The 17,434-nt window shown below is 69.6% G+C and carries 16 protein-coding genes; 5 read left to right on the top strand and 11 right to left on the bottom strand.

Translation table 11 applies throughout. The features are described from left to right. Window positions 1–7: 7 nt before the first annotated feature. The 5 genes from puhC to ACSFA5_RS23765 all read left to right on the top strand — a co-directional run bounded on the left by puhC (window position 8) and on the right by ACSFA5_RS23765 (window position 6,107). Entirely contained in the window at window positions 8–481 is a 474-nt protein-coding gene (gene puhC / locus ACSFA5_RS23785; RefSeq protein ID WP_435446498.1) for a photosynthetic complex assembly protein PuhC, read from the top strand. Between the two features lie 11 nt (window positions 482–492). Continuing rightward, window positions 493–1,563: a magnesium-protoporphyrin IX monomethyl ester (oxidative) cyclase gene (acsF, locus tag ACSFA5_RS23780; protein ID WP_435446497.1), complete on the top strand. Its 1,071-nt coding sequence runs from the start codon at window positions 493–495 to the stop codon at window positions 1,561–1,563. A 61-nt stretch (window positions 1,564–1,624) separates the two neighbouring features. Then, window positions 1,625–2,422 (top strand): putative photosynthetic complex assembly protein PuhE, encoded by a 798-nt coding sequence (gene puhE, locus ACSFA5_RS23775; RefSeq protein ID WP_435446496.1) that lies wholly within the window; start codon window positions 1,625–1,627, stop codon window positions 2,420–2,422. A gap of 74 nt (window positions 2,423–2,496) precedes the next feature. Continuing rightward, on the top strand, window positions 2,497–3,933 hold the full coding sequence (gene ppsR / locus ACSFA5_RS23770) for a transcriptional regulator PpsR (RefSeq protein ID WP_435446495.1): 1,437 nt from the start codon (window positions 2,497–2,499) through the stop codon (window positions 3,931–3,933). After that, window positions 3,933–6,107 (top strand): GAF domain-containing protein, encoded by a 2,175-nt coding sequence (locus ACSFA5_RS23765; protein ID WP_435446494.1) that lies wholly within the window; start codon window positions 3,933–3,935, stop codon window positions 6,105–6,107. Before ppsR ends, ACSFA5_RS23765 begins: the two co-directional genes overlap by 1 nt. Before the next feature lie 76 nt (window positions 6,108–6,183). On the opposite strand, the gene pufC is transcribed toward ACSFA5_RS23765, so the two are convergent. From pufC to ACSFA5_RS23710, 11 genes are all read right to left on the bottom strand, one after another. Then, entirely contained in the window at window positions 6,184–7,617 is a 1,434-nt protein-coding gene (pufC, locus tag ACSFA5_RS23760; protein ID WP_435446493.1) for a photosynthetic reaction center cytochrome PufC, read from the bottom strand. After that, a complete protein-coding gene (pufM, locus tag ACSFA5_RS23755) occupies window positions 7,614–8,594 on the bottom strand; it encodes a photosynthetic reaction center subunit M (RefSeq protein ID WP_435446492.1) in 981 nt (326 codons plus the stop codon). The genes pufC and pufM overlap by 4 nt, the downstream gene beginning before the upstream one ends. 48 nt (window positions 8,595–8,642) lie before the next feature. Next, entirely contained in the window at window positions 8,643–9,467 is an 825-nt protein-coding gene (gene pufL, locus ACSFA5_RS23750) for a photosynthetic reaction center subunit L (protein ID WP_435446491.1), read from the bottom strand. A 114-nt stretch (window positions 9,468–9,581) separates the two neighbouring features. Then, window positions 9,582–9,785, bottom strand: a complete 204-nt coding sequence (pufA, locus tag ACSFA5_RS23745) for a light-harvesting antenna LH1, alpha subunit (protein WP_435446490.1) — start codon at window positions 9,783–9,785, stop codon at window positions 9,582–9,584. A 12-nt stretch (window positions 9,786–9,797) separates the two neighbouring features. Next, the gene (gene pufB, locus ACSFA5_RS23740) at window positions 9,798–10,031 is read right to left on the bottom strand and encodes a light-harvesting antenna LH1, beta subunit (RefSeq protein WP_435446489.1); all 234 of its coding nucleotides are present in this window, start codon (window positions 10,029–10,031) and stop codon (window positions 9,798–9,800) included. A gap of 144 nt (window positions 10,032–10,175) precedes the next feature. Beyond that, on the bottom strand, window positions 10,176–11,666 hold the full coding sequence (bchZ, locus tag ACSFA5_RS23735) for a chlorophyllide a reductase subunit Z (RefSeq protein WP_435446488.1): 1,491 nt from the start codon (window positions 11,664–11,666) through the stop codon (window positions 10,176–10,178). Then, window positions 11,666–13,234: a chlorophyllide a reductase subunit Y gene (gene bchY, locus ACSFA5_RS23730; protein ID WP_435446487.1), complete on the bottom strand. Its 1,569-nt coding sequence runs from the start codon at window positions 13,232–13,234 to the stop codon at window positions 11,666–11,668. Before bchY ends, bchZ begins: the two co-directional genes overlap by 1 nt. Window positions 13,235–13,244: 10 nt before the next feature. Then, window positions 13,245–14,267: a chlorophyllide a reductase iron protein subunit X gene (locus ACSFA5_RS23725; RefSeq protein ID WP_435446486.1), complete on the bottom strand. Its 1,023-nt coding sequence runs from the start codon at window positions 14,265–14,267 to the stop codon at window positions 13,245–13,247. After that, window positions 14,264–15,211 carry a chlorophyll synthesis pathway protein BchC gene (gene bchC, locus ACSFA5_RS23720; RefSeq protein ID WP_435446485.1) on the bottom strand — a complete coding sequence of 316 codons (948 nt, stop codon included), beginning with the start codon at window positions 15,209–15,211 and terminating at the stop codon, window positions 14,264–14,266. The genes ACSFA5_RS23725 and bchC overlap by 4 nt, the downstream gene beginning before the upstream one ends. Before the next feature lie 89 nt (window positions 15,212–15,300). Then, window positions 15,301–16,467 carry a methyltransferase gene (locus ACSFA5_RS23715; protein ID WP_435446484.1) on the bottom strand — a complete coding sequence of 389 codons (1,167 nt, stop codon included), beginning with the start codon at window positions 16,465–16,467 and terminating at the stop codon, window positions 15,301–15,303. Between the two features lie 28 nt (window positions 16,468–16,495). After that, window positions 16,496–17,380 carry a polyprenyl synthetase family protein gene (locus tag ACSFA5_RS23710; RefSeq protein ID WP_435446483.1) on the bottom strand — a complete coding sequence of 295 codons (885 nt, stop codon included), beginning with the start codon at window positions 17,378–17,380 and terminating at the stop codon, window positions 16,496–16,498. Window positions 17,381–17,434 lie beyond the last annotated feature (54 nt).

Raw genomic sequence — 17,434 nt, 5'->3', positions numbered from 1 at the left:
TGCACCGATGAACACGATGCAACCCCAACCCCGCTCGCCGGATGCATTGCCGCGCGGCATGCTCATGGCGCTGGGCGGCGTGGTGCTGTGCACGCTCGTCGGCGTGAGCTTCGTGCGTTTCACCGGCATCGGCGTGGTCCATGTGCCGCAGGCCGAGGCCGTGAGCGTGCGCGAGTTCCTCTTCGAAGACCTCGCCAGCGGCGGCATCCAGGTGAAGGACGCGCGCACCGGCCGCGTGGTGCATGAGGTCGCGCCCGAAACCAACGGCTTCCTGCGCGGCACCATGCGCGGGCTGGCGCGGGAGCGCCACCGGCGCGGCATCGGGCCGGAGATTCCGTTTCGCATGACCGGTCGGGCCGACGGCAAGCTCACGCTCGAAGACCCGGCTACCGGCCGCACCGTCGACCTCGGATCGTTCGGGCCGACCAACGCAGCGGCCTTCGCCGGGCTGATGACCGGCGGCCCCGCCACCACCCGCTGAAGGAACACCCCATGTCCACCCCGGCCTCTTTGGCAACCCATGCGCCCGGCAGCTCCACCGAGACCGCGCTGCGCGACACCATGCTCACGCCGCGCTTCTACACCACCGATTTCAAGGCGATGGACCGCATCGACGTGGCGCCGATCCGCGCGCAGTGGAATGCGCTCATGGAGGAGTTCCGGGCCGACAACAACACCGACCATTTCCAGCGGCCGGCCGAGCTGGCCGCCAACTGCGCGCAGCTGCCGCCGGCGCTCTACAAGGAGTTCTCGGATTTCCTGGTGAGTTCGATCACCTCGGAGTTCTCGGGTTGCGTGCTCTATGCCGAGATCAGGAAGCGGGTGACCAATCCCGACATGAAGGAGCTGTTCGGCTACATGGCGCGCGACGAGAGCCGGCATGCGGGCTTCATCAACCAGTGGCTCAAGGACTTCGGCATCGGCGTGGACCTGGGCTTTCTGGCGCGGGCCAAGAAGTACACCTACTTCAGGCCGAAGTTCATCTTCTATGCGACCTACCTGTCCGAGAAGATCGGCTATGCCCGCTACATCGCGATCTACCGCCAGGTCGAGCGGCATCCGGAGCTGTGCTTTCATCCGATCTTCCGGTGGTTCGAGCGCTGGTGCAACGACGAGTTCAGGCACGGCGAGGCCTTCGCGCTCCTGATGCGGGCCGACCCGCGGCTGCTCAAGGGCGTCAACAAGCTGTGGATCCGCTTCTTCGTGCTGGCCGTGTTCGCGACCATGTACGTGCGCGACCACCAGCGCCCCGAGATGCATGCGGCCATGGGCCTGGACCCCACGGCCTACGACTTCACCGTGTTCCGCATCACCTCGGACATCACGCGCCAGGTGTTTCCGCTCACGCTGGACATCGATGCCCCGGCCTTCCGTGCCGGCCTGGAAACGCTGCGGCGCATTTCGGTCGCGACCGAGGCGGCCAAGGCGCGCGGCGGCGTGGGCGGTGCGCTGCAACGCGTGGCGCTGGCCGCGCGCGGTGCGGTTGCCTTCGGCAAGCTCTTCCTGATGCGCGCGCAGCCCAACGCACTGCCCGACGACGTGCGCATGGCGCCGACCTGGTGAGCCCGCGGGCACCGCCGATCGCACCCACGCACCCACCTGCCCGCCCGCCCCGAAGCCCCGCATGTCCCAGTACCTGCTGCCCATGCTCTACACGGTCTTCGTGTGGTGGTTCAGCACGGGCGTGATCCTGTATCTGAATGGCCTGCCGCGCTGGACCTTCGGCTGGACCATGGGCGGCGCCACCGTGCTGCTGACGCTGGCGTTCGTGGGCCTGTACGCGACCCGCAACGACCTGCGCGTGACCGGCGCCTACCTGGCCTTCACCTGCGCGCTGCTGGTCTGGGCCTGGCAGGAGGTGGCCTTTCTGTTGGGCTGCGTGACCGGCCCGCGGCGCGCGCCCTGCCCGCCCGGTGCGCGCGGCTGGCGGCGCGCCGGCTACGCCCTGCAGACGTTGCTGCATCATGAATTCGCGCTGATCGTGCTGGGTGCCGCGGTGGTGACGCTGACCTGGAACGGCAGCAACACGACAGGCCTTTTCACCTTCGCCATCCTGTGGGTCATGCGGCAGAGCGCCAAGCTCAACGTTTTTCTGGGCGTGCGCAACCTCAACGAAGACTTCCTGCCCGCGCACCTGAAGTACCTGCAGACCTACTTCACCCGCAAGCCGATGAACGCGCTGTTCCCGGTGTCGGTGGCGATGTCGACCTGGCTGGCTGTGCTGCTCTGGCAGGCCGCGCTGGCCGAGGGGGTGCGCAGCTTCGACGCCACCGCGCTCACTTTTGCCGCCACGCTGCTGTCGCTGGCGATCCTGGAGCACTGGTTCATGGTGCTGCCGCTGCCGTCCGAGGCGCTGTGGAGCTGGGGGCGGCGCTCGCGCGCGCTGGCGCCCGGCGAGCGCGTCGGACCCGATCGTTTGTGAGGATGGCGCATGCCACCACTACGTGTCTAGAATCCGAAAATTCGCGGCATCCCCTGCCGCCGAGGAGACGCGACGTGAGTTCCAGAGACGGCGAACTTCCCGATCTGGCCGCCCTGGCGGCCTGGGCGCCTGAACTCGCGAAGACCTTCGTCTCGCTGTCCAGCGACATCGCCCTGGTGATCGACAAGGCGGGCGTGATCCGCAACGTCGCGCAGGGCGAGGTCGACCCGATGGCACCGCTGGCCAACGACTGGGTCGGCCGCCCGTGGGTCGACACCGTGAGCGGCGACACCCGCGCCAAGATCGAAAACCTGCTGCACGAAGTCACCACCACCGGCATCGCCCGGCGGCGCGAGGTGAGCCATCCGTTCCAGCAGGGCGGCAGCATCCCGGTGGCCTATTGCGCGATCCGCTTCGGCGACGACGGCCCGGTGCTGGCCACCGGCCGCGACCTGCGCGCCATCGCCGCGATCCAGCAGCGCTTTCTGGATTCGCAGCAGGAGCTGGAGCGCGGCTACTGGCAGGCGCGCCAGGCCGAAACCCGCTACCGCCTGCTGTTCCAGGTGGCGACCGATGCGGTGCTGGTGGTCGACGCCCACACACTCACCATCCTCGAAGTCAACCAGGCCGCCTCGCAGATGTTCGACATCGCCGGCGAACAGATGGTCGGCCGGCAGGTCACCAGCGGCTTCGAGGAGCGCTCGCGCATCGGCATCGAGGCGCTTCTGCATTCGGCCCGCGCCTCGGGCAGCAGCGGCGAGATCCGCGCCCGCCTCCTGGGGCGGATGGCGCTCACCAGCGTGGCCGCCACGCCTTTTCGTGCCGAGGACGCGATGCGCCTGCTGGTGCGGGTGCGCGCGGTCGATGCCACCCAGCCCTTGCCGGCGCTGAGCGATTCGCTGGTGCGGCTGGTCGACGACACCAGCGACGGCGTGGTCGTGACCGATGCCAGCGGCCGGGTGCTGATGGCCAACACCGCCTTCCTCAAGCTGGTGCGGGCGGACGACGAATCACAACTGAAGGGCCGACTGATCGTCGACTGGCTGGGCACGCCCGAGCACCCCATGGCCACCTTGCTGCCACAGGTGCGGCGCGACGGCGTCGCGCGCCGGGTGCCGTCGTGGATCAAGGTAGCCGGCGCGCCGCTGGTCCAGGCCGAGGTGTCGGCCGCACTGCTCACCGAAGGCGACCAGGAGTGCATCGGCTTCACACTTCACCTGCTGCCCGCGAACGAAGGCGACGAGCATTCGCACCACGAACTGAACCTTGGCATGCAGCACCTGACCGAGCACCTCGGGCAGGTGCCCGTGGCCCAGCTGATGGCCGCGGCGGCCGCGCTCGCCGAGCGACACTTCGTGTCGGCCGCGCTCGCGCAGTCGCACAACGACGCCGACGAAGCGGCCCGGTTGCTGGGGATGACGGGCGAGGCCTTCGCGCTGATGCGCCGGCGCGCCGACGACGGCCCCGCCGATGAAGGCAATGACAGCGCCACGCCGCAAGGAGGCCGGTAATGCTCGGCAGCCCCGCGTTCGGCAAGGCCGACCTCACGAACTGCGAGCGCGAGCTGATCCACCTGGCGGGCTCTGTCCAGCCGCACGGCGTGCTGCTCGCGCTGCAGGAGCCCGGTCTGCGGGTGCTGCAGGCCAGCGCCAATGCGCAGACGCTGCTGGGCGTGTCGCTGCAGCAGCTGCTGGCGGCACCCTTGGGCCAGCTGGGCGGCGACATCGAGCGCTGCGTACGCCGCATCGCGTCGCAGGGCCGGCTGACCGATCCCGAAGCGCTGCGCTGCCGCGTCGAGGTGCAGGGCAGCGAACGCGAGTTCGAGGGCACCATGCACCGCATTGCGGGCGACGTGCTGCTGCTGGAGATCGAACCCGTAGGCGCGGGGACCACGATCGAGACGGTCAACGTGCCCAGCGAAAAGCTGCTCGGCCTGCTGGGCGACGCGGTGCAGCGCATCAGCGCCGCCTCGAACATCGGCACGCTGTCCGACACGCTGGTCAAGTGCTGCCGCGACATGCTGGGCTACGACCGGGTGATGGTCTACAAGTTCGACCCCGACGGCCACGGCAAGATCATTGCAGAGGCGCGCGACCCGCGACTGGACTCCCTGCTGGGCCACCACTACCCGGCCACCGACATTCCGCAGCGCGCGCGCGCGCTGTACCTGCGCACCCGGCTGCGGGTGCTGGCCGACGTGCACTACGTCGCCTCGCCGCTGGTGCCGCAGCGCCTGCCCGGGCACGACGAAGAGCTAGACATGTCCTCGTGCTACCTGCGCAGCATGTCGCCGCTGCACCTGCAGTACCTGAAGAACATGGGCGTGACCGCCACGCTGGTGGTGTCGCTGGTGCGCGAGGGGCGGCTGTGGGGCCTGATCGCCTGCCACCACTACAGCGCGCGCAACCTGCGCTTTGCCATGCGCGCGGCGGCGGACCTGCTGGCCGAGGTGGTGTCCACCCGCATCGCCGCGATCGAAAACTACGCCTATGCGCAGGTCGCGATCCAGGTGCGCCGGCTCGAGCAGCGGTTGGTGGAGGCCACATCGACAGAGGGCGACTGGCGCCTGGCGCTGTTTCGCAATCCGCGCACGCTGCTGCAACCGCTGGAGGCCACCGGCGCGGCGCTGTTCCAGGAGGGCGAGCTGCTGACCGCCGGCGAGACACCCAACCATGCCGAGCTGCGCGAGCTGATGCGCTGGATCGATGCGCAGCGCTTCGACGGCCTTTTCAGTTGCGCGTCGGTGGAGCGGGCCGAACCGTCGCTCGCCTCGCTCACGCCCACGGCCAGCGGCGTGGTGGTGGTGCGGCTGTCGTCGTCGCGGCCCGACTACCTGATGTGGTTCCGCAAGGAGCAGCTCACCAGCGTGACCTGGGCCGGCGATCCGTCCAAGCCGGTGCTCGACGCCAACGACCCGCTGACCCTGTCGCCGCGCCGCTCCTTCGCGGCCTGGTCGGAGATCGTGCGCGGCACCGCCCTGCCCTGGTCGGTGACCGAGCTGGCGCTGGCCCGCGCCTTCGGTGCGGCGCTGATCGACATCATCGTGCAGGTGAATGCGGTGCGTTTTTTGATCGCCGAGCACCAGCTTGCGCAGATCCGGGTCACTGTCTCCAACGCCAACGAGCCGGTGCTGATCGCCGATCCGAACGGCCGGGCGCTGTTCGCCAACCGCTGCTTCTTCGAGATGATCGGGCGCGGCGCCGAGGCCGACGCGCCCGCCGAACTCGGCGATGCGGCGCAGTGGTTTGTGGAACCCGCGCGGGTGCGGGACATGCTGCGCACGCTGGTGCAGGAGCGGCATTCGTGGCGCGGCGAGCTGTCGCTGGACCTGGGCAATGGCGCCAGCCTGCCCACTTCATTGCGCGCGGAGCCGGTGTCGGCGCGCGACGGGTCGGTGCTGGGCTTCTTCCTGATCTTCACCGACCTGAGCGACAGCCGACGGGCCGCCGCCGCGCGCGAACACCTGGAGCAATCGCTCTCCAAGGCGATGCGCGACGAAGCGCTGTCGCGCCAGGCCGATGCGGCCGACGTGATCGGCGCCATCGTCTCCAACGCCAGCCTCGCCGCGATGGACATCGCCGACGGCAACATGGGGCCCACCGTGGTGCCCCTGCTGGCCGAACTCGAGGCCTCGACGCGCCGCGCCGCCTCGCTGTACGACCGCATGAAGGCTTTCGTCGGCTGAACGGCTGAACGGCTGAACGGCTGAACGGCCGATCGGCAGCGCGAGGCACGGCAGCTGCCGCGCCGCGTGGGTCTCCTTACTTGATCACCGCCATCTGCACGCGCCGGGCCGTCGGGTCTTCGCCGGCCACGTTGGCCGCGGCCGACTGCGGCTTGTCGAGCACGATGCGGTCGGCCGTGACGCCGGCGGCCACCAGCGCATCGCGCACGGCCATGGCGCGCTGCTTGGCGAGCTCCTCGTTCTGCGCCGGATCGCCGCTCGCGGAGTGGTAGCCCGACAGGCTCACCCGCGCTGCGGCATCGGCCTTGAGCGCCGCGATGGCCGGTGCCAGCGTCTGCACCGCCTCGGGCGAGACCGTGCTGGACCCCGTCGCGAACAGCACGTCGACGCCCGCCGCAGGCAAGCCGGACGCCGTGGCCGCGGTGGCGGTCGCCGCTTCCGCCGCCGGGGCCGACGCGCTCTGCACCACCGCGCGCACCTTCGCCAGTTCGGGATGGTTCGGCAGCATGCTCGCGCCGTAGAGCGGCTTGAAGGCCCCCTGGTGGCAGGTGGCGCAGTTGATCTTGGGCGCGTCGCCGGCGGGCCCGAGCCGCGCGGCCGGGAACAGCGGCGTGAGCGGGTCCAGGTACTGCGTGTTCAGGTCGCGCACCATGCGGATGCCGTACCAGGCCACGGCGCGCGGCGGCGCACTGGTTTCCCAGTCGGCGAAGGAGCGCGTGTTGTGGCAGTAGGTGCAGTTCACGCCCAGCGACTGCGACATGTGCATCATCAGCCCGTAGGTCCACTCGGCCTGCTTGATCGATTGCCGGTTGCCGTTCTGCAGCGCGGTCGCGCCGACCACGCGCACGTTCTCGCCCTTGTCCAGGAACGGCGAGAACGGGTCGTTGGGCAGCGACGCCATCGCCACGCTGGCGGCCGGCGCGTTCTGGCCGGCCTTGTTGCCGGCATAGGCCGCCTTCTGCGGCTCGCCCATCGTCCAGGTGTTCAGCGGCACCGGATTGCCGCGGTGGCAGGTGTAGCAGGTGACGCCGGTGTCGGCCACGTGGGTCTTCCAGTCGGCGTTCAGGTGCTGCGTCATCTGCAGCATGCGCCGCGCGACCACCTTGGTGTAGACCGCGTCGGACGCCATGTTCTCGCCCTGGTGGCAGTAGGTGCAGCCCTGCTGCGGCGCCACCCAGGCGGTCATGGAGACCATCAGGCGGGTGAATTCGCCCACGCTGAGGTCGTTGAGCACCTTGACGTTCTGGAACACCTGGCCTGCCGTCGGGCCGACGGCAGGCGCAGGGGGCGTGTCGGCCGGCAGCGCGTTCTTGACAGCCTGGGTCTCCACGGTGCGCGGGTTGTACACCTCCTGCATGCCGGTGCCGCGGTAGCCGCGCTGCACCACATCGACCGGCGGTCGCTCGCAGCCGGCGAGCAGCAGCAGCACGCCGGCCGCGGCACCCCAGGCCAGGCGGGCGAATCGTCCTCGAGCAGAGCGGGCTGTGCGGGCAGTGTGGTCGGCGTTCATGGCCGCACCCCCGGCAGCGTCGACGGATCGATCACCGGCGCGAACACTGCCGGATAGATCGGCGCCACATGGTGCTTGACCGCCCACAGGTACCAGTTGTCCACCACCGTGCCGGTCAGCAGGATGCCGATGCCGCCGGTAAGCGGGCACAGCACGGCGAACCACCAGGCCCAGCGGTGGATCGACTCCATCGTGGCGTTGAAGCCCATGCACCAGCGCCAGAACAGCGCGGCCCGCTCGGAGGCCGTGCCGCGGTCCACGATCTGCTCGATCTCGCGCTCGCCGCCGAAGCGACTTACCGCCAGGATGGTCGCGCCGTGCATCGCGAACAGCAGCGTGGAGCCGTACAGGAAGGCGATCGACAGCATGTGGAACGGGTTGTAGAAAAGGTTGCCGTAACGGATCGAGAAGGCCGCCGTCCAGTCCAGGTGCGGAAAGATGCCGAAGGGCACCGCCTCGCCCCAGCTGCCCATCAACAGCGGCCGGATGAAGCCCAGCACCAGCATCAGCCAGATCGCGGCGGCGAAGGCCCAGGCCACGTGCGTGCCGATCTTCAGCGCGCGCGCACGACGGTACATGCGCGCCCACCACAGCAGCACTGCAGCGGTCATGAAGAAGCCGGCCATCAGCCACCAGCCGCCTTCGTTGAGCGGTGGAAAGAGTTTGAGCCCCATCGACGGTGGCGGCGGCTCCAGCGCCAGCCAGGGCAGCTGGCGCACGAACTGCACCGGGTCCCAGTTGACCGAGGCGAACATGTTGAGCCCGACGATCTCGAAGGCGATGAAGCCGCACAGCAGCGACGCCAGCCCGAACCAGCCCAGGTAGATGGGCCCGACCTGCGCATCGCCGATGCGCCCGAGCAGGTGCACGTGCAGCGGCGGGCCTTCTCGCTCGTTGTTGCCGCGCTCCAGCGGCACGCCCGCGTAGGCCGGTGCGACAACCTGCACGCGGGTGAAGATGTTCTGGTATTCGGCCATCGATGACTCCTCTGAGACGCTGCGGGTGCGGTGCGTACGTTCGGTTGATCAGTGCCAGATCGGCAGGTTGAGCCACCAGGTCCACCACTCGGGCCAGCCGCGGGTCCAGAAGGGGCCGCTGATGACGATGCACACGGCGCTCCAGAAGGCCGCCGACAGCGCCAGGAACAGGCCCAGGCGATGGATGCCGAGCGTGCCGATCGAGTAGCCGATGGTGTCGCGGAAGAAGGTGTTCTCGTGTTCGGCGGTCTTGACCGTCTCGCCCTTGCCTGGGTTGGTGGCCGCCAGCACCAGGCCGCCGTGCATCGAAAGCGCCAGCACGGTGGTGAAGAAGAAGCTCACGGCCAGCATGTGGGCCGGGTTGTAGTGAAAGTGCAAGTACTGGTAGCCGGTGTTCGACACCCAGTCCAGGTGGCTCATGATCCCGTACGGAAAGCCGTTGCCCCAGGCGCCCATGAGCACCGGGCGCACGATCTCCAGCGTGATGTAGGCCAGTATCGCGAACGAGAACGCGAAGGGCACGTGGTAGCCGATGCCCAGCTTGCGGCAGATCTCCACCTGCCGCAGCGCCCACGACACGAACGCACCGGTGGCGAACACGGTGACCAGCTGCCACAGCCCGCCTTCCATGAGCGGCGCGAGACGCAGGCCGTACTTCAGGTCGGGCGGCGCGATGTTGATCTGCCAGAGGTTCCAGGTAGGCCCCTGCGAGGCACCCCATACGAGGAGCAGCGTGCCCACCAGCGCGCAGAAGATGGTGGTGACACCGAAGAAGCCGACGTAGAACGGCCCGACCCAGAAGTCGAACAGGTCGCCACCGATGAGGGTGCCCCCGCGGATGCGGTACTTTCGCTCGAAGCTCAGCATGGCCATGATCAGTCCCCCGGGGTCAAGACGCGACGGCACAGGGCCGTCCGGATGACGATCGGAATGCGGGGCCAGGTGGACCTGGACCCTCGCTCCGACCGCACGTAGGCAACGACGCGGCTATTTGCCCGCCGGTGCCGTCGCCGGCGCGGGCATGGGAGCCATCTGCGCTGCGACCGGACTGCTCTTTCGCGGCCCTTCGAGCCAGTTGAAGCGGTCGGTGCTGAGCAGGATGAAGTGAATCACCAGCGCCAGCACGAAGAGGAACGTGAACAGGGCGACGAGCGTCCTGCGCGGGTCGAACAACATCCAGATTCGCCACATGTCGTGTCTCCTCTAGGCATTGAAGCCGATGGACACCGCCGCGAGCGCGACATCCTTGGCGTCGTTGAAGATCGCCGCATAGCCGCCGGCACCCGGAAGCCAGGGCCTCCATTGCCATGCCAGGAAATGGGCGACGACCGCAATCAACGTGAAGATGATGAAGCTCGTCATGAAGATGCCGTGAAACTCCTTGGCTTCCTGCTCGGTCAGACCGGACAGTGAGCCTTCTCTATCTTTTGGAACCATGGTATTTACTCCGTATCGGCCTGATGGCCACGCACCGCGCACATCCCCCGCGGCGGGGATCGAAGCGGCCGCAGGCCGCCACAACTTCTGCGGCGGACCCGCAGGCCCGCCAGGTTCTTGTTCTCATGAAGGTCGGCGCGCAGCTCATGCAGGCTCTCCCTGGCGCAGCGCATCGCGCGTGCGCACCACGCGCGCCAAGGTGATGCGCTCTTCGCCGGCGCTTCCCGCGTCGCGCTCGATGCGGTCGCGCAGTCGCTTGGCCGCCGAGATCTGCACCAGCACCGGCTGCGCCTGCACGAAGTCGTCGAGCAACTGGCGGGCGTCGTCGTCCCACGGGCAATCGGGCCGTGCATCGGGCCGCCCATCCGGCCGCGCGGGCGTCGCATCGACGCGGTCCAGCTCGGTGCCCAGCGGCAGGATGTGGAACAGCGCATCGAACAGCGCGTTGCAGAACTCCTGGATGAGAAAGGTCGCGCCCGAGTAGCCCATGAAGGGCGTGCCGGTGTGGCGCCGGATGATCGGCAGCGGGAACGAGGCGGGAATGAAAGCAGTCTTCATCATTCCGCCGCCACCGCACTCGGCCAGGTACATGCGCTCGTTGTAGCTGCCGTACAGCACCAGCGGCGTCTTCTCGTGCACCAGGCGCCGGGTCTCGGCGTTGTCGGTCTTGGCGCCCGCCACCCGCGACACCGCGAAGTGGCAAGGCAGGCCCATCTCGTCTTCCAGGAAGTGCCGCAGGCCCCGCGCATAGGTCTCGTTGGCCACCACGCCGAAGCTGGCGGTGCCGAAGAAGTCCTGCGTGACCGAGCGCCACAGGTCCCAGATCGGCTTCAAGGTGCTGTGCTTCTCGCGCTCGATGAAAGGCTCGGGGTCCAGGTGCAGCAGCTCGCCGAGCGCGCGCAGGAAGGCGGTGGTGCTGTGCAGCCCGATCGGCGCCTGCAGGAACGGCCGCTCCAGCGCTTCGCACAGCATGCGGCCGAACTCGCGGTACATGCAGATGTTCACATCGGCCTCGTCCAGGCGCGACACGTCGGCCAGGTGGGTGCCCAGTGGAAACACCAGGTTCACCTCGGCCCCGATGCCCTGCACCAGCCGCCGTATCTCGGCCAGGTCGCTGGGTGCGTTGAAGGTGCCGTAGCTCGGGCCGATGATGTTCACCCGCGGCTTCTCGCCCGCGGGCCGCTCGGCGAAGGGCTTGCGCACCGACGGGTGCTTCAGGCCGTACTCGGACCACAGCCAGTACATCGCGCGGTCGGCGCACTGCCACTGGTCCTCGTCGATGGTGCGCGGCAGGAAGCGCTGGATGGTCGTGCCCGAGGGCGTCACGCCGCCACCGATCATCTCGGCGATCGAGCCGGTGACCACCACCGAGGGCAGGTCGGGGTCGAGCGCGGCATGGGCGCGGCGCATCGAGGCCTCGGTGCCTTCGCGGCCCAGCTGTTCTTCGGCCAGGCCGGTGACCACGATCGGCAGCTCGTGCGGCGGCAGCGCATCGGTGTAGTGCAGCACCGAGGTGACCGGCAGGTTCTCGCAGCCCACGGGTCCGTCGATGACGACCTGCAGGCCCTTGATGGCGGTGAACACGTAGACGGCACCCCAGTAGCCGCCGGCGCGATCGTGGTCGAGCACCAGCATCAGATCATCTCCTCGGCCTTGCGCTTCTTCAGCGCCTTCAGGGCCTGTCGCCGTGTGTCGGCCTTGAAGTCGGGGCGGTCCTGCGGCACGCCGTGCGCGCTTTCCCACACGCCCGCCGCATGGCCCACGCCGGTGTGGCCGAAGAAGTCCTTCATCGCCTCGAAGCGTGCCTTGTTGCCGATGGTCGCGTTGATCACCGTGGCGAGCGAGCCGGCGCCGGCCGGCCCCATGAGCGGCCGCGCCGAAATGAGGTTGGTGAAGTACAGCGCCGGCGTGCACTGCTCCTTGGCCGCCTGCACCACCGGCGTGGTGCCGATGGCCAGGTCGGGCTTCCATTCGTGCATGGCGGCCAGGTCCTGTTGGAGCGAGGCGCGAAACTGCACATGCACCCCGCGGGCCTCCAGCCACTGGCGGTCTTCGTCGTTCCACGCGGTGCGCGGGCAGGCGGTGCCCACGTAGCGCAGGTCGGCGCCGCTGTCCACCAGCAGGCGGCCGACCAGCAGCTCGGAACCCTCGTAGCCGCTCAACGTGATGCGGCCCTGGATCGGCATCTTCGCGAGCGCGCCGCGAATGGCCGGCAGCATCGCGTTCTTGACCGCGTCGATCTTCGCCTGCGGCACGTTGGCCACGGTGCCGATGGCCTGCAGCCAGGCCTCGGTGCCGTCGTGGCCGACCGGCGCCGAGCCGACGATGGGGCGGCCCGCCGCCTCGAACTCGCGCAGGCTCGCGGTGTAGAACGGATGGATCGCGGCCACCGCCACGCAATCGAGCGCCGCATACAGCTCCCGCCATTCGCGCGTGGGCACCGTCGGCCCGGCCGCCAGGCCCATGGGCTCCAGCATGCGGGCGATGACCACCGGGTCGGCCGGGAACATCTCGCCCATGAGCGCGATGGCGGGCTTGTCGGCCCGGCCGGGGCGCGGCGGCTGCACCGGCCCGGCCATGACCTCGGCGCGTGCGTACTTGAGCATGGCGCCGGCCAGCACGTCCTTGGCCTCGGCATGGGTGGGCACGCCGAAGCCGGGCACGTCGATGCCGATGATGCGCACGCCGTTGATCTCGCGCGGCAATATCTGCAGCGGCACGCCGCTGGCCGTGGGCACGCACAGGTTGATGATGACGATGGCGTCGTACAGCGCCGGGTCGGCCTGCTTGTGCACCGCCTCGCGGATGTCCTCGAACAGCTTGCCCGTCACCAGCGTCTCGGAGTTGAACGGTACATAGCCCACGCTGCGCCGGGCACCGTAGAAATGCGAGGTGAAGGTCAGCCCGTACACGCAGCAGGCCGAGCCCGACAGGATGGTGGAGGTGCGCCGCATGCGCAGACCCACGCGCAATGCACCGAAGGCCGGGCACATGCTCTGCGGCTGGTCGTGCGGGCCGGCCTGGGGCGCCGTCGGATAGTCCTTGGCGTATTGCGCCAGCGTCTCCGACTTGCCCGCCGCACTGGCCGCCGCGCGCATCGCGTCCGCGCCCGAATGGCAACCCACGCCGTCGCCCTGGACGGCCGCCGGCACCTTCAGTGCGACGACGGGAATGGGAAGAATCGGAATGAGGCGCTGAGTCATGGCGTGGCCTTCAGGCGTCGTCGTAGACCACTTCGAGCGTCGGGCGGGCGGTGTCGGACTTGCCGCACATGTCGAACTGCGTCGCCGGCTCCAGCACCACGTTGCGGCCCACCGACTCGGCCGAGAACAGGCCCAGCAACTGGTCCTGCGTCATCGGGCGGGGCCGCACCGGCTGCGAGGCGCCCACGTTCTCGGCCAGCTGCTCGAACAGCGGCCCCCACGGCGTGCCGGGCACGCCGATGATCTCGTAGCTGGCGCTCTTGCGCCGGATGTCGTCGTTGGCCGGAATGACCGAGAGCACCGGAATGCCTACCTGCTGCGCGAAGGCCGACGCCTCGCCGGTGCCGTCGTCGCGGTTGATCACCATGCCGGCCACGCCCACGTTGCCGCCGAGCTTGCGGAAGTACTCCACCGCCGAGCAGACGTTGTTGGCGACGTAGAGCGACTGCAGGTCGTTGCTCGCCACCACGATCACCTTCTGGCACATGTCGCGCGCGATCGGCAGGCCGAAGCCGCCGCACACCACGTCGCCCAGGAAGTCGAGCAGCACGTAGTCGAAGCCCCACTCGTGAAAGCCCAGCTTCTCCAGCAGCTCGAAGCCGTGGATGATGCCGCGCCCGCCGCAGCCCCGGCCCACTTCGGGACCGCCCAGCTCCATCGCGTACACGCCGTCGCGCTTGAAGCACACGTCGCCGATCGCCACCGCCTCGCCGGCCAGTTTCTTGCGCGACGAGGTCTCGATGATGGTCGGGCAGGCCCGGCCGCCGAACAGCAGCGAGGTGGTGTCGCTCTTGGGGTCGCAGCCGATGAGCAGCACCTTCTTGCCCTGCTGCGCCAGCATGTAGCTCAGGTTGGCGAGCGTGAAGCTCTTGCCGATGCCGCCCTTGCCGTAGATGGCGATGATCTGGGTTTCCTTGGTGACGGGCGCGGTGCTCACCGCATCGGGCTCGATGGCGGCCTCGGCGCGCAACGCCTTCTGCTGCATGAAGCGCACCGGCGTTCCCTCGGCGATGGCGTGCGGGGTGGGTGTCATTGGCAGCTTCTCCAGTCGAGGACCATCTTCAGGCAGGCGGGATCGCCGAATGCAGTGCGGTAGGCGCTGTCGGCGTCGGCCGCCCGCGCGCGGTGGGTGATGAGGCCGTCCAGCCGCAATTGCCCCGATCGCATGAGCGCCCGGGCCGCGGCCAGGTCGTGCGACTGCCATTGCGCCGCCACCCGGATGCGCGCCTCGCGCATGAAGGCCGGCGCGAAGGCGAAGGACAGCGGCTCGTCGTAGAAGCCCGCCAGCACGATCTCGCCGCCCGGTGCGAGCCGGCCGATGAGGGTGTCCAGCAGCGTGGGGTCGCCGCTCACGTCGCAGATGCTGCGGTAGTCGCGGCGGGTGTCGGTGGCGGGGTCGCGCACTTCGTAGCCCTGCCCGCCCTCGCGCCTTCGGGCATCGGTTTCCCAGACCACGGGCGCGCCGCCCATGGCGACCGCGATGCGCGCCACCATGCGGCCCAGCACGCCGTGGCCGACGATCAGGTCGGGCTGCACGCCGCCGCCGGCCGAGCTCACGTGGTGCGCCGTAGCCGCCAGGGCCAGCAGCACGCCCTGTTCGGCATCGCCGGCGTCATCTGCATCCCATGCCAGCGTGCGCGCACCCGGCAGCACCACAGTCGATGCGGCGCCGCCGAACAGGCCGCGCACGTCGCCGAAGCACCGGGCGCCCGGCACGAAGACGCGCTGGCCGACAGTCGCGCCCGAATGCCGGCCGGCGCTGCGCACCACGCCCACCGACTCGTAACCCGGCACCAGCGGATAGCCCATGCCCGGAAAGTCGGGCATGCGGCCCGACCACAGCAGCCGCTCGGTGCCGGTGCTGATGCCGCTCCATTCGATGTCGACCACCACGTCCTCGTGCGTCGGCGCGCTCAGCGCCAGGCGGCTCAGCGACAGCTCGCGGGGCTTTTGCAGCACCACGGCCAGGGCCGTCATCGGATTCACAGAACGTGGACTCTGCGTGAGTGTCATTTTATTTTTACTAAATAAACTGTCTACTTCAAATTACACATCCAGAAGCGCAATCACGCAAGGCCTGTTCGCGCAACGATGAGCCCGACCTGCAACGGCATGCGTGTAGGCACCGCTTTCACGTCGACGAAACCCGCCGCGCGCAACATCGCCTGCAGCGCCGCCGCGCTGCGCGGCCTGCCCTTGCCCATCGCGAGCAGGTAGAAGCCGAAGTACGCGCCGCCCATGGCCTGGGCGCCCGGCGTGTCCGCCATGGGCTCGGCCAGCAGCAAGGTGCCGCCCGGGGGCAGCGCCCGCCGCACGGCGTGCAGGATGCCGAGCGCCGCCGCGTCGTCGTGGTCGTGGACGACCCGCACCAGCGTCGCGATGTCCGCGCCCGTGGGCAGCGCATCGGTCAGGAAGCTGCCGCCCTCGATGCGAAGCCGCTCGCCGATGCCGGCCGCCGCGCAGCGCACGCGCGCGCGCTCGGCCACGGCCGGCAGGTCGAACAGCACCAGCCGCAAGGCCGGCGCCCGCGCCGCCGCGCCGATGAGAAAGCTGCCCTCGCCGCCGCCCACGTCGAGCAGGCAGCGATGGCCGTGCAGCGGATAGGCGTCCAGGATCTCGTCGCACACCAGCGGCTGCGAGGCGGCCATGAGCGCCGAGTACTCGGCCACGCTGTCGCCCGAGAGGCCGTCCGGGCACGCCGTGCCGGCATAGGGCCAGTAGCTCGACAAGGCGGTGCCGCGCGCGTCGCCGCGCAGCAGCGCCACCGGGTCCGCCAGGTCGGCATAGAGCGCGCGGTGGTGCAGCACCATCGCGGCGATCGCGATGTTGCCGACCATGGGCGCGCCCAACTCGCCCAGGCCGAAGCGGCCGCCGCTGCGGGCCTCGACCAGGCGCAGCGCCACCGCCGCGGCCAGGAGGCGCTCGGCCGATGCGGGCGGCAGGTCCGTGCGCTGCGCAATGTCGTCCAGCGCCAGCGGGCCGGCCGCAAGGATGTCGAAGAGCTTCAGCTGCACGCAGGCCAGCAGCACCTGCGAATAGACGAAGCCGGCCACCAGGTCGAACAGGGCGCCGGCGCGCTGCCGCGCGATGGGCCGCGTCGGCGCGAACGCGGCGGCGCGCCGCTGGAACACCGGGCTCGCAAGCAGGCGGTCGCGCACGGCCAGCCAGCGGTCGCCCCATGCCGTGCGCCACGACGGTGCTGCGAGGCGGCTGTCCACCGGCAGCGTGTGCATGTTGCGGGCCTTCGGCGCGGGCGGCGGATCAGGCCGCCGCCGCGCGCATCACTTCGCCGCGCGATGCCGGCGGCACCAGGCGTTCTGCCTCGTTGCGCACCAGGGCGCGCAGCCCCGCCGAACCCGCGCAGTCGGGCACCGCGTCGATGGCGCGCGCGACCAATTCGTCGAAGTACTGGGCCGCGCCTTCGAGCCCCAGTTCAGTCGCCGCGCTCGGCCGCAGCAAGGCCAGGTCGCGGCCGGCCGGCTTGCCCAGCACGCTAGGGTCGCCGATCACGTCGCGGATGTCGTCGGCCGCCTGGTAGGCCTCGCCGAGCCAGTCGCCGAAGGCGCGCCAGGGTTGGGGGTCGGCACCCGCGGCCTGCGCGCCGCCCATGGTCGCGGCGGCAAAGAGGGCGCCGGTCTTGGCGCGCTGGTAGTCGCGCAGGTTCACCCGCGGCTCCGACTCCCAGGCCTGGCCGGCGACGGCACCGAAGGGCATGCCCACGCTCTGCGCCACCATCGTGAGCAGGGCCGCCAGGCGCTGCGGCGACTTCGCGGCGCCCACGGTCAGCGTCTGGAAGGCCAGGATGATCAGCGCATCGCCCGCCAGCACCGCCAGGCTCTCGCCGTAGGCGTAGTGCACCGAGGCGCGCCCGCGCCGGGTGGGCGCGTTGTCGAAGCACGGCAGGTCGTCATGCACCAGCGACGCGCAGTGCAGCAGCTCGATGGCGCTGGCCGTGGCGCTCGAGAGTTCGTGGTCGTCGTCGCCGCAGGCGCCCGCCACCGCCAGGCACAGCTGCGGCCGCACCCGGGCGCCGCCCGGAAACACCGCATGCCGGATCGCGCCGGCCAGTTTGGTGGGACACCCGGGCGCCTCGCCCTGGGAGACGGCCATGGCAAGCGAATGTTCGATGCGTGTGAGCGGTTTCATCAAGGGCACCTCTGTAATATTTCACAGTCACATAAAAGTGTCATTTAGAATAGA

This window comes from Variovorax monticola, from assembly GCF_051216855.1.
Taxonomy (GTDB): Bacteria; Pseudomonadota; Gammaproteobacteria; order Burkholderiales; family Burkholderiaceae_C; genus Variovorax.
Note: the sequence above shows the minus strand (reverse complement) of the source record. Positions and strands in the feature narration are given on the sequence as shown.

What these genes read in the sequence shown, in the direction of transcription:
- puhC (WP_435446498.1), top strand. Translation starts at nt 8, where the DNA reads ATGAACACGATGCAACCCCAACCCCGCTCGCCGGATGCATTGCCGCGC.
- acsF (WP_435446497.1), top strand. Translation starts at nt 493, where the DNA reads ATGTCCACCCCGGCCTCTTTGGCAACCCATGCGCCCGGCAGCTCCACC.
- puhE (WP_435446496.1), top strand. Translation starts at nt 1,625, where the DNA reads ATGTCCCAGTACCTGCTGCCCATGCTCTACACGGTCTTCGTGTGGTGG.
- ACSFA5_RS23765 (WP_435446494.1), top strand. Translation starts at nt 3,933, where the DNA reads ATGCTCGGCAGCCCCGCGTTCGGCAAGGCCGACCTCACGAACTGCGAG.
- pufC (WP_435446493.1), bottom strand. Translation starts at nt 7,617, where the DNA reads ATGAACGCCGACCACACTGCCCGCACAGCCCGCTCTGCTCGAGGACGA.
- pufM (WP_435446492.1), bottom strand. Translation starts at nt 8,594, where the DNA reads ATGGCCGAATACCAGAACATCTTCACCCGCGTGCAGGTTGTCGCACCG.
- pufL (WP_435446491.1), bottom strand. Translation starts at nt 9,467, where the DNA reads ATGGCCATGCTGAGCTTCGAGCGAAAGTACCGCATCCGCGGGGGCACC.
- pufA (WP_435446490.1), bottom strand. Translation starts at nt 9,785, where the DNA reads ATGTGGCGAATCTGGATGTTGTTCGACCCGCGCAGGACGCTCGTCGCC.
- pufB (WP_435446489.1), bottom strand. Translation starts at nt 10,031, where the DNA reads ATGGTTCCAAAAGATAGAGAAGGCTCACTGTCCGGTCTGACCGAGCAG.
- bchZ (WP_435446488.1), bottom strand. Translation starts at nt 11,666, where the DNA reads ATGCTGGTGCTCGACCACGATCGCGCCGGCGGCTACTGGGGTGCCGTC.
- bchY (WP_435446487.1), bottom strand. Translation starts at nt 13,234, where the DNA reads ATGACTCAGCGCCTCATTCCGATTCTTCCCATTCCCGTCGTCGCACTG.
- ACSFA5_RS23725 (WP_435446486.1), bottom strand. Translation starts at nt 14,267, where the DNA reads ATGACACCCACCCCGCACGCCATCGCCGAGGGAACGCCGGTGCGCTTC.
- bchC (WP_435446485.1), bottom strand. Translation starts at nt 15,211, where the DNA reads ATGACGGCCCTGGCCGTGGTGCTGCAAAAGCCCCGCGAGCTGTCGCTG.
- ACSFA5_RS23715 (WP_435446484.1), bottom strand. Translation starts at nt 16,467, where the DNA reads ATGCACACGCTGCCGGTGGACAGCCGCCTCGCAGCACCGTCGTGGCGC.
- ACSFA5_RS23710 (WP_435446483.1), bottom strand. Translation starts at nt 17,380, where the DNA reads ATGAAACCGCTCACACGCATCGAACATTCGCTTGCCATGGCCGTCTCC.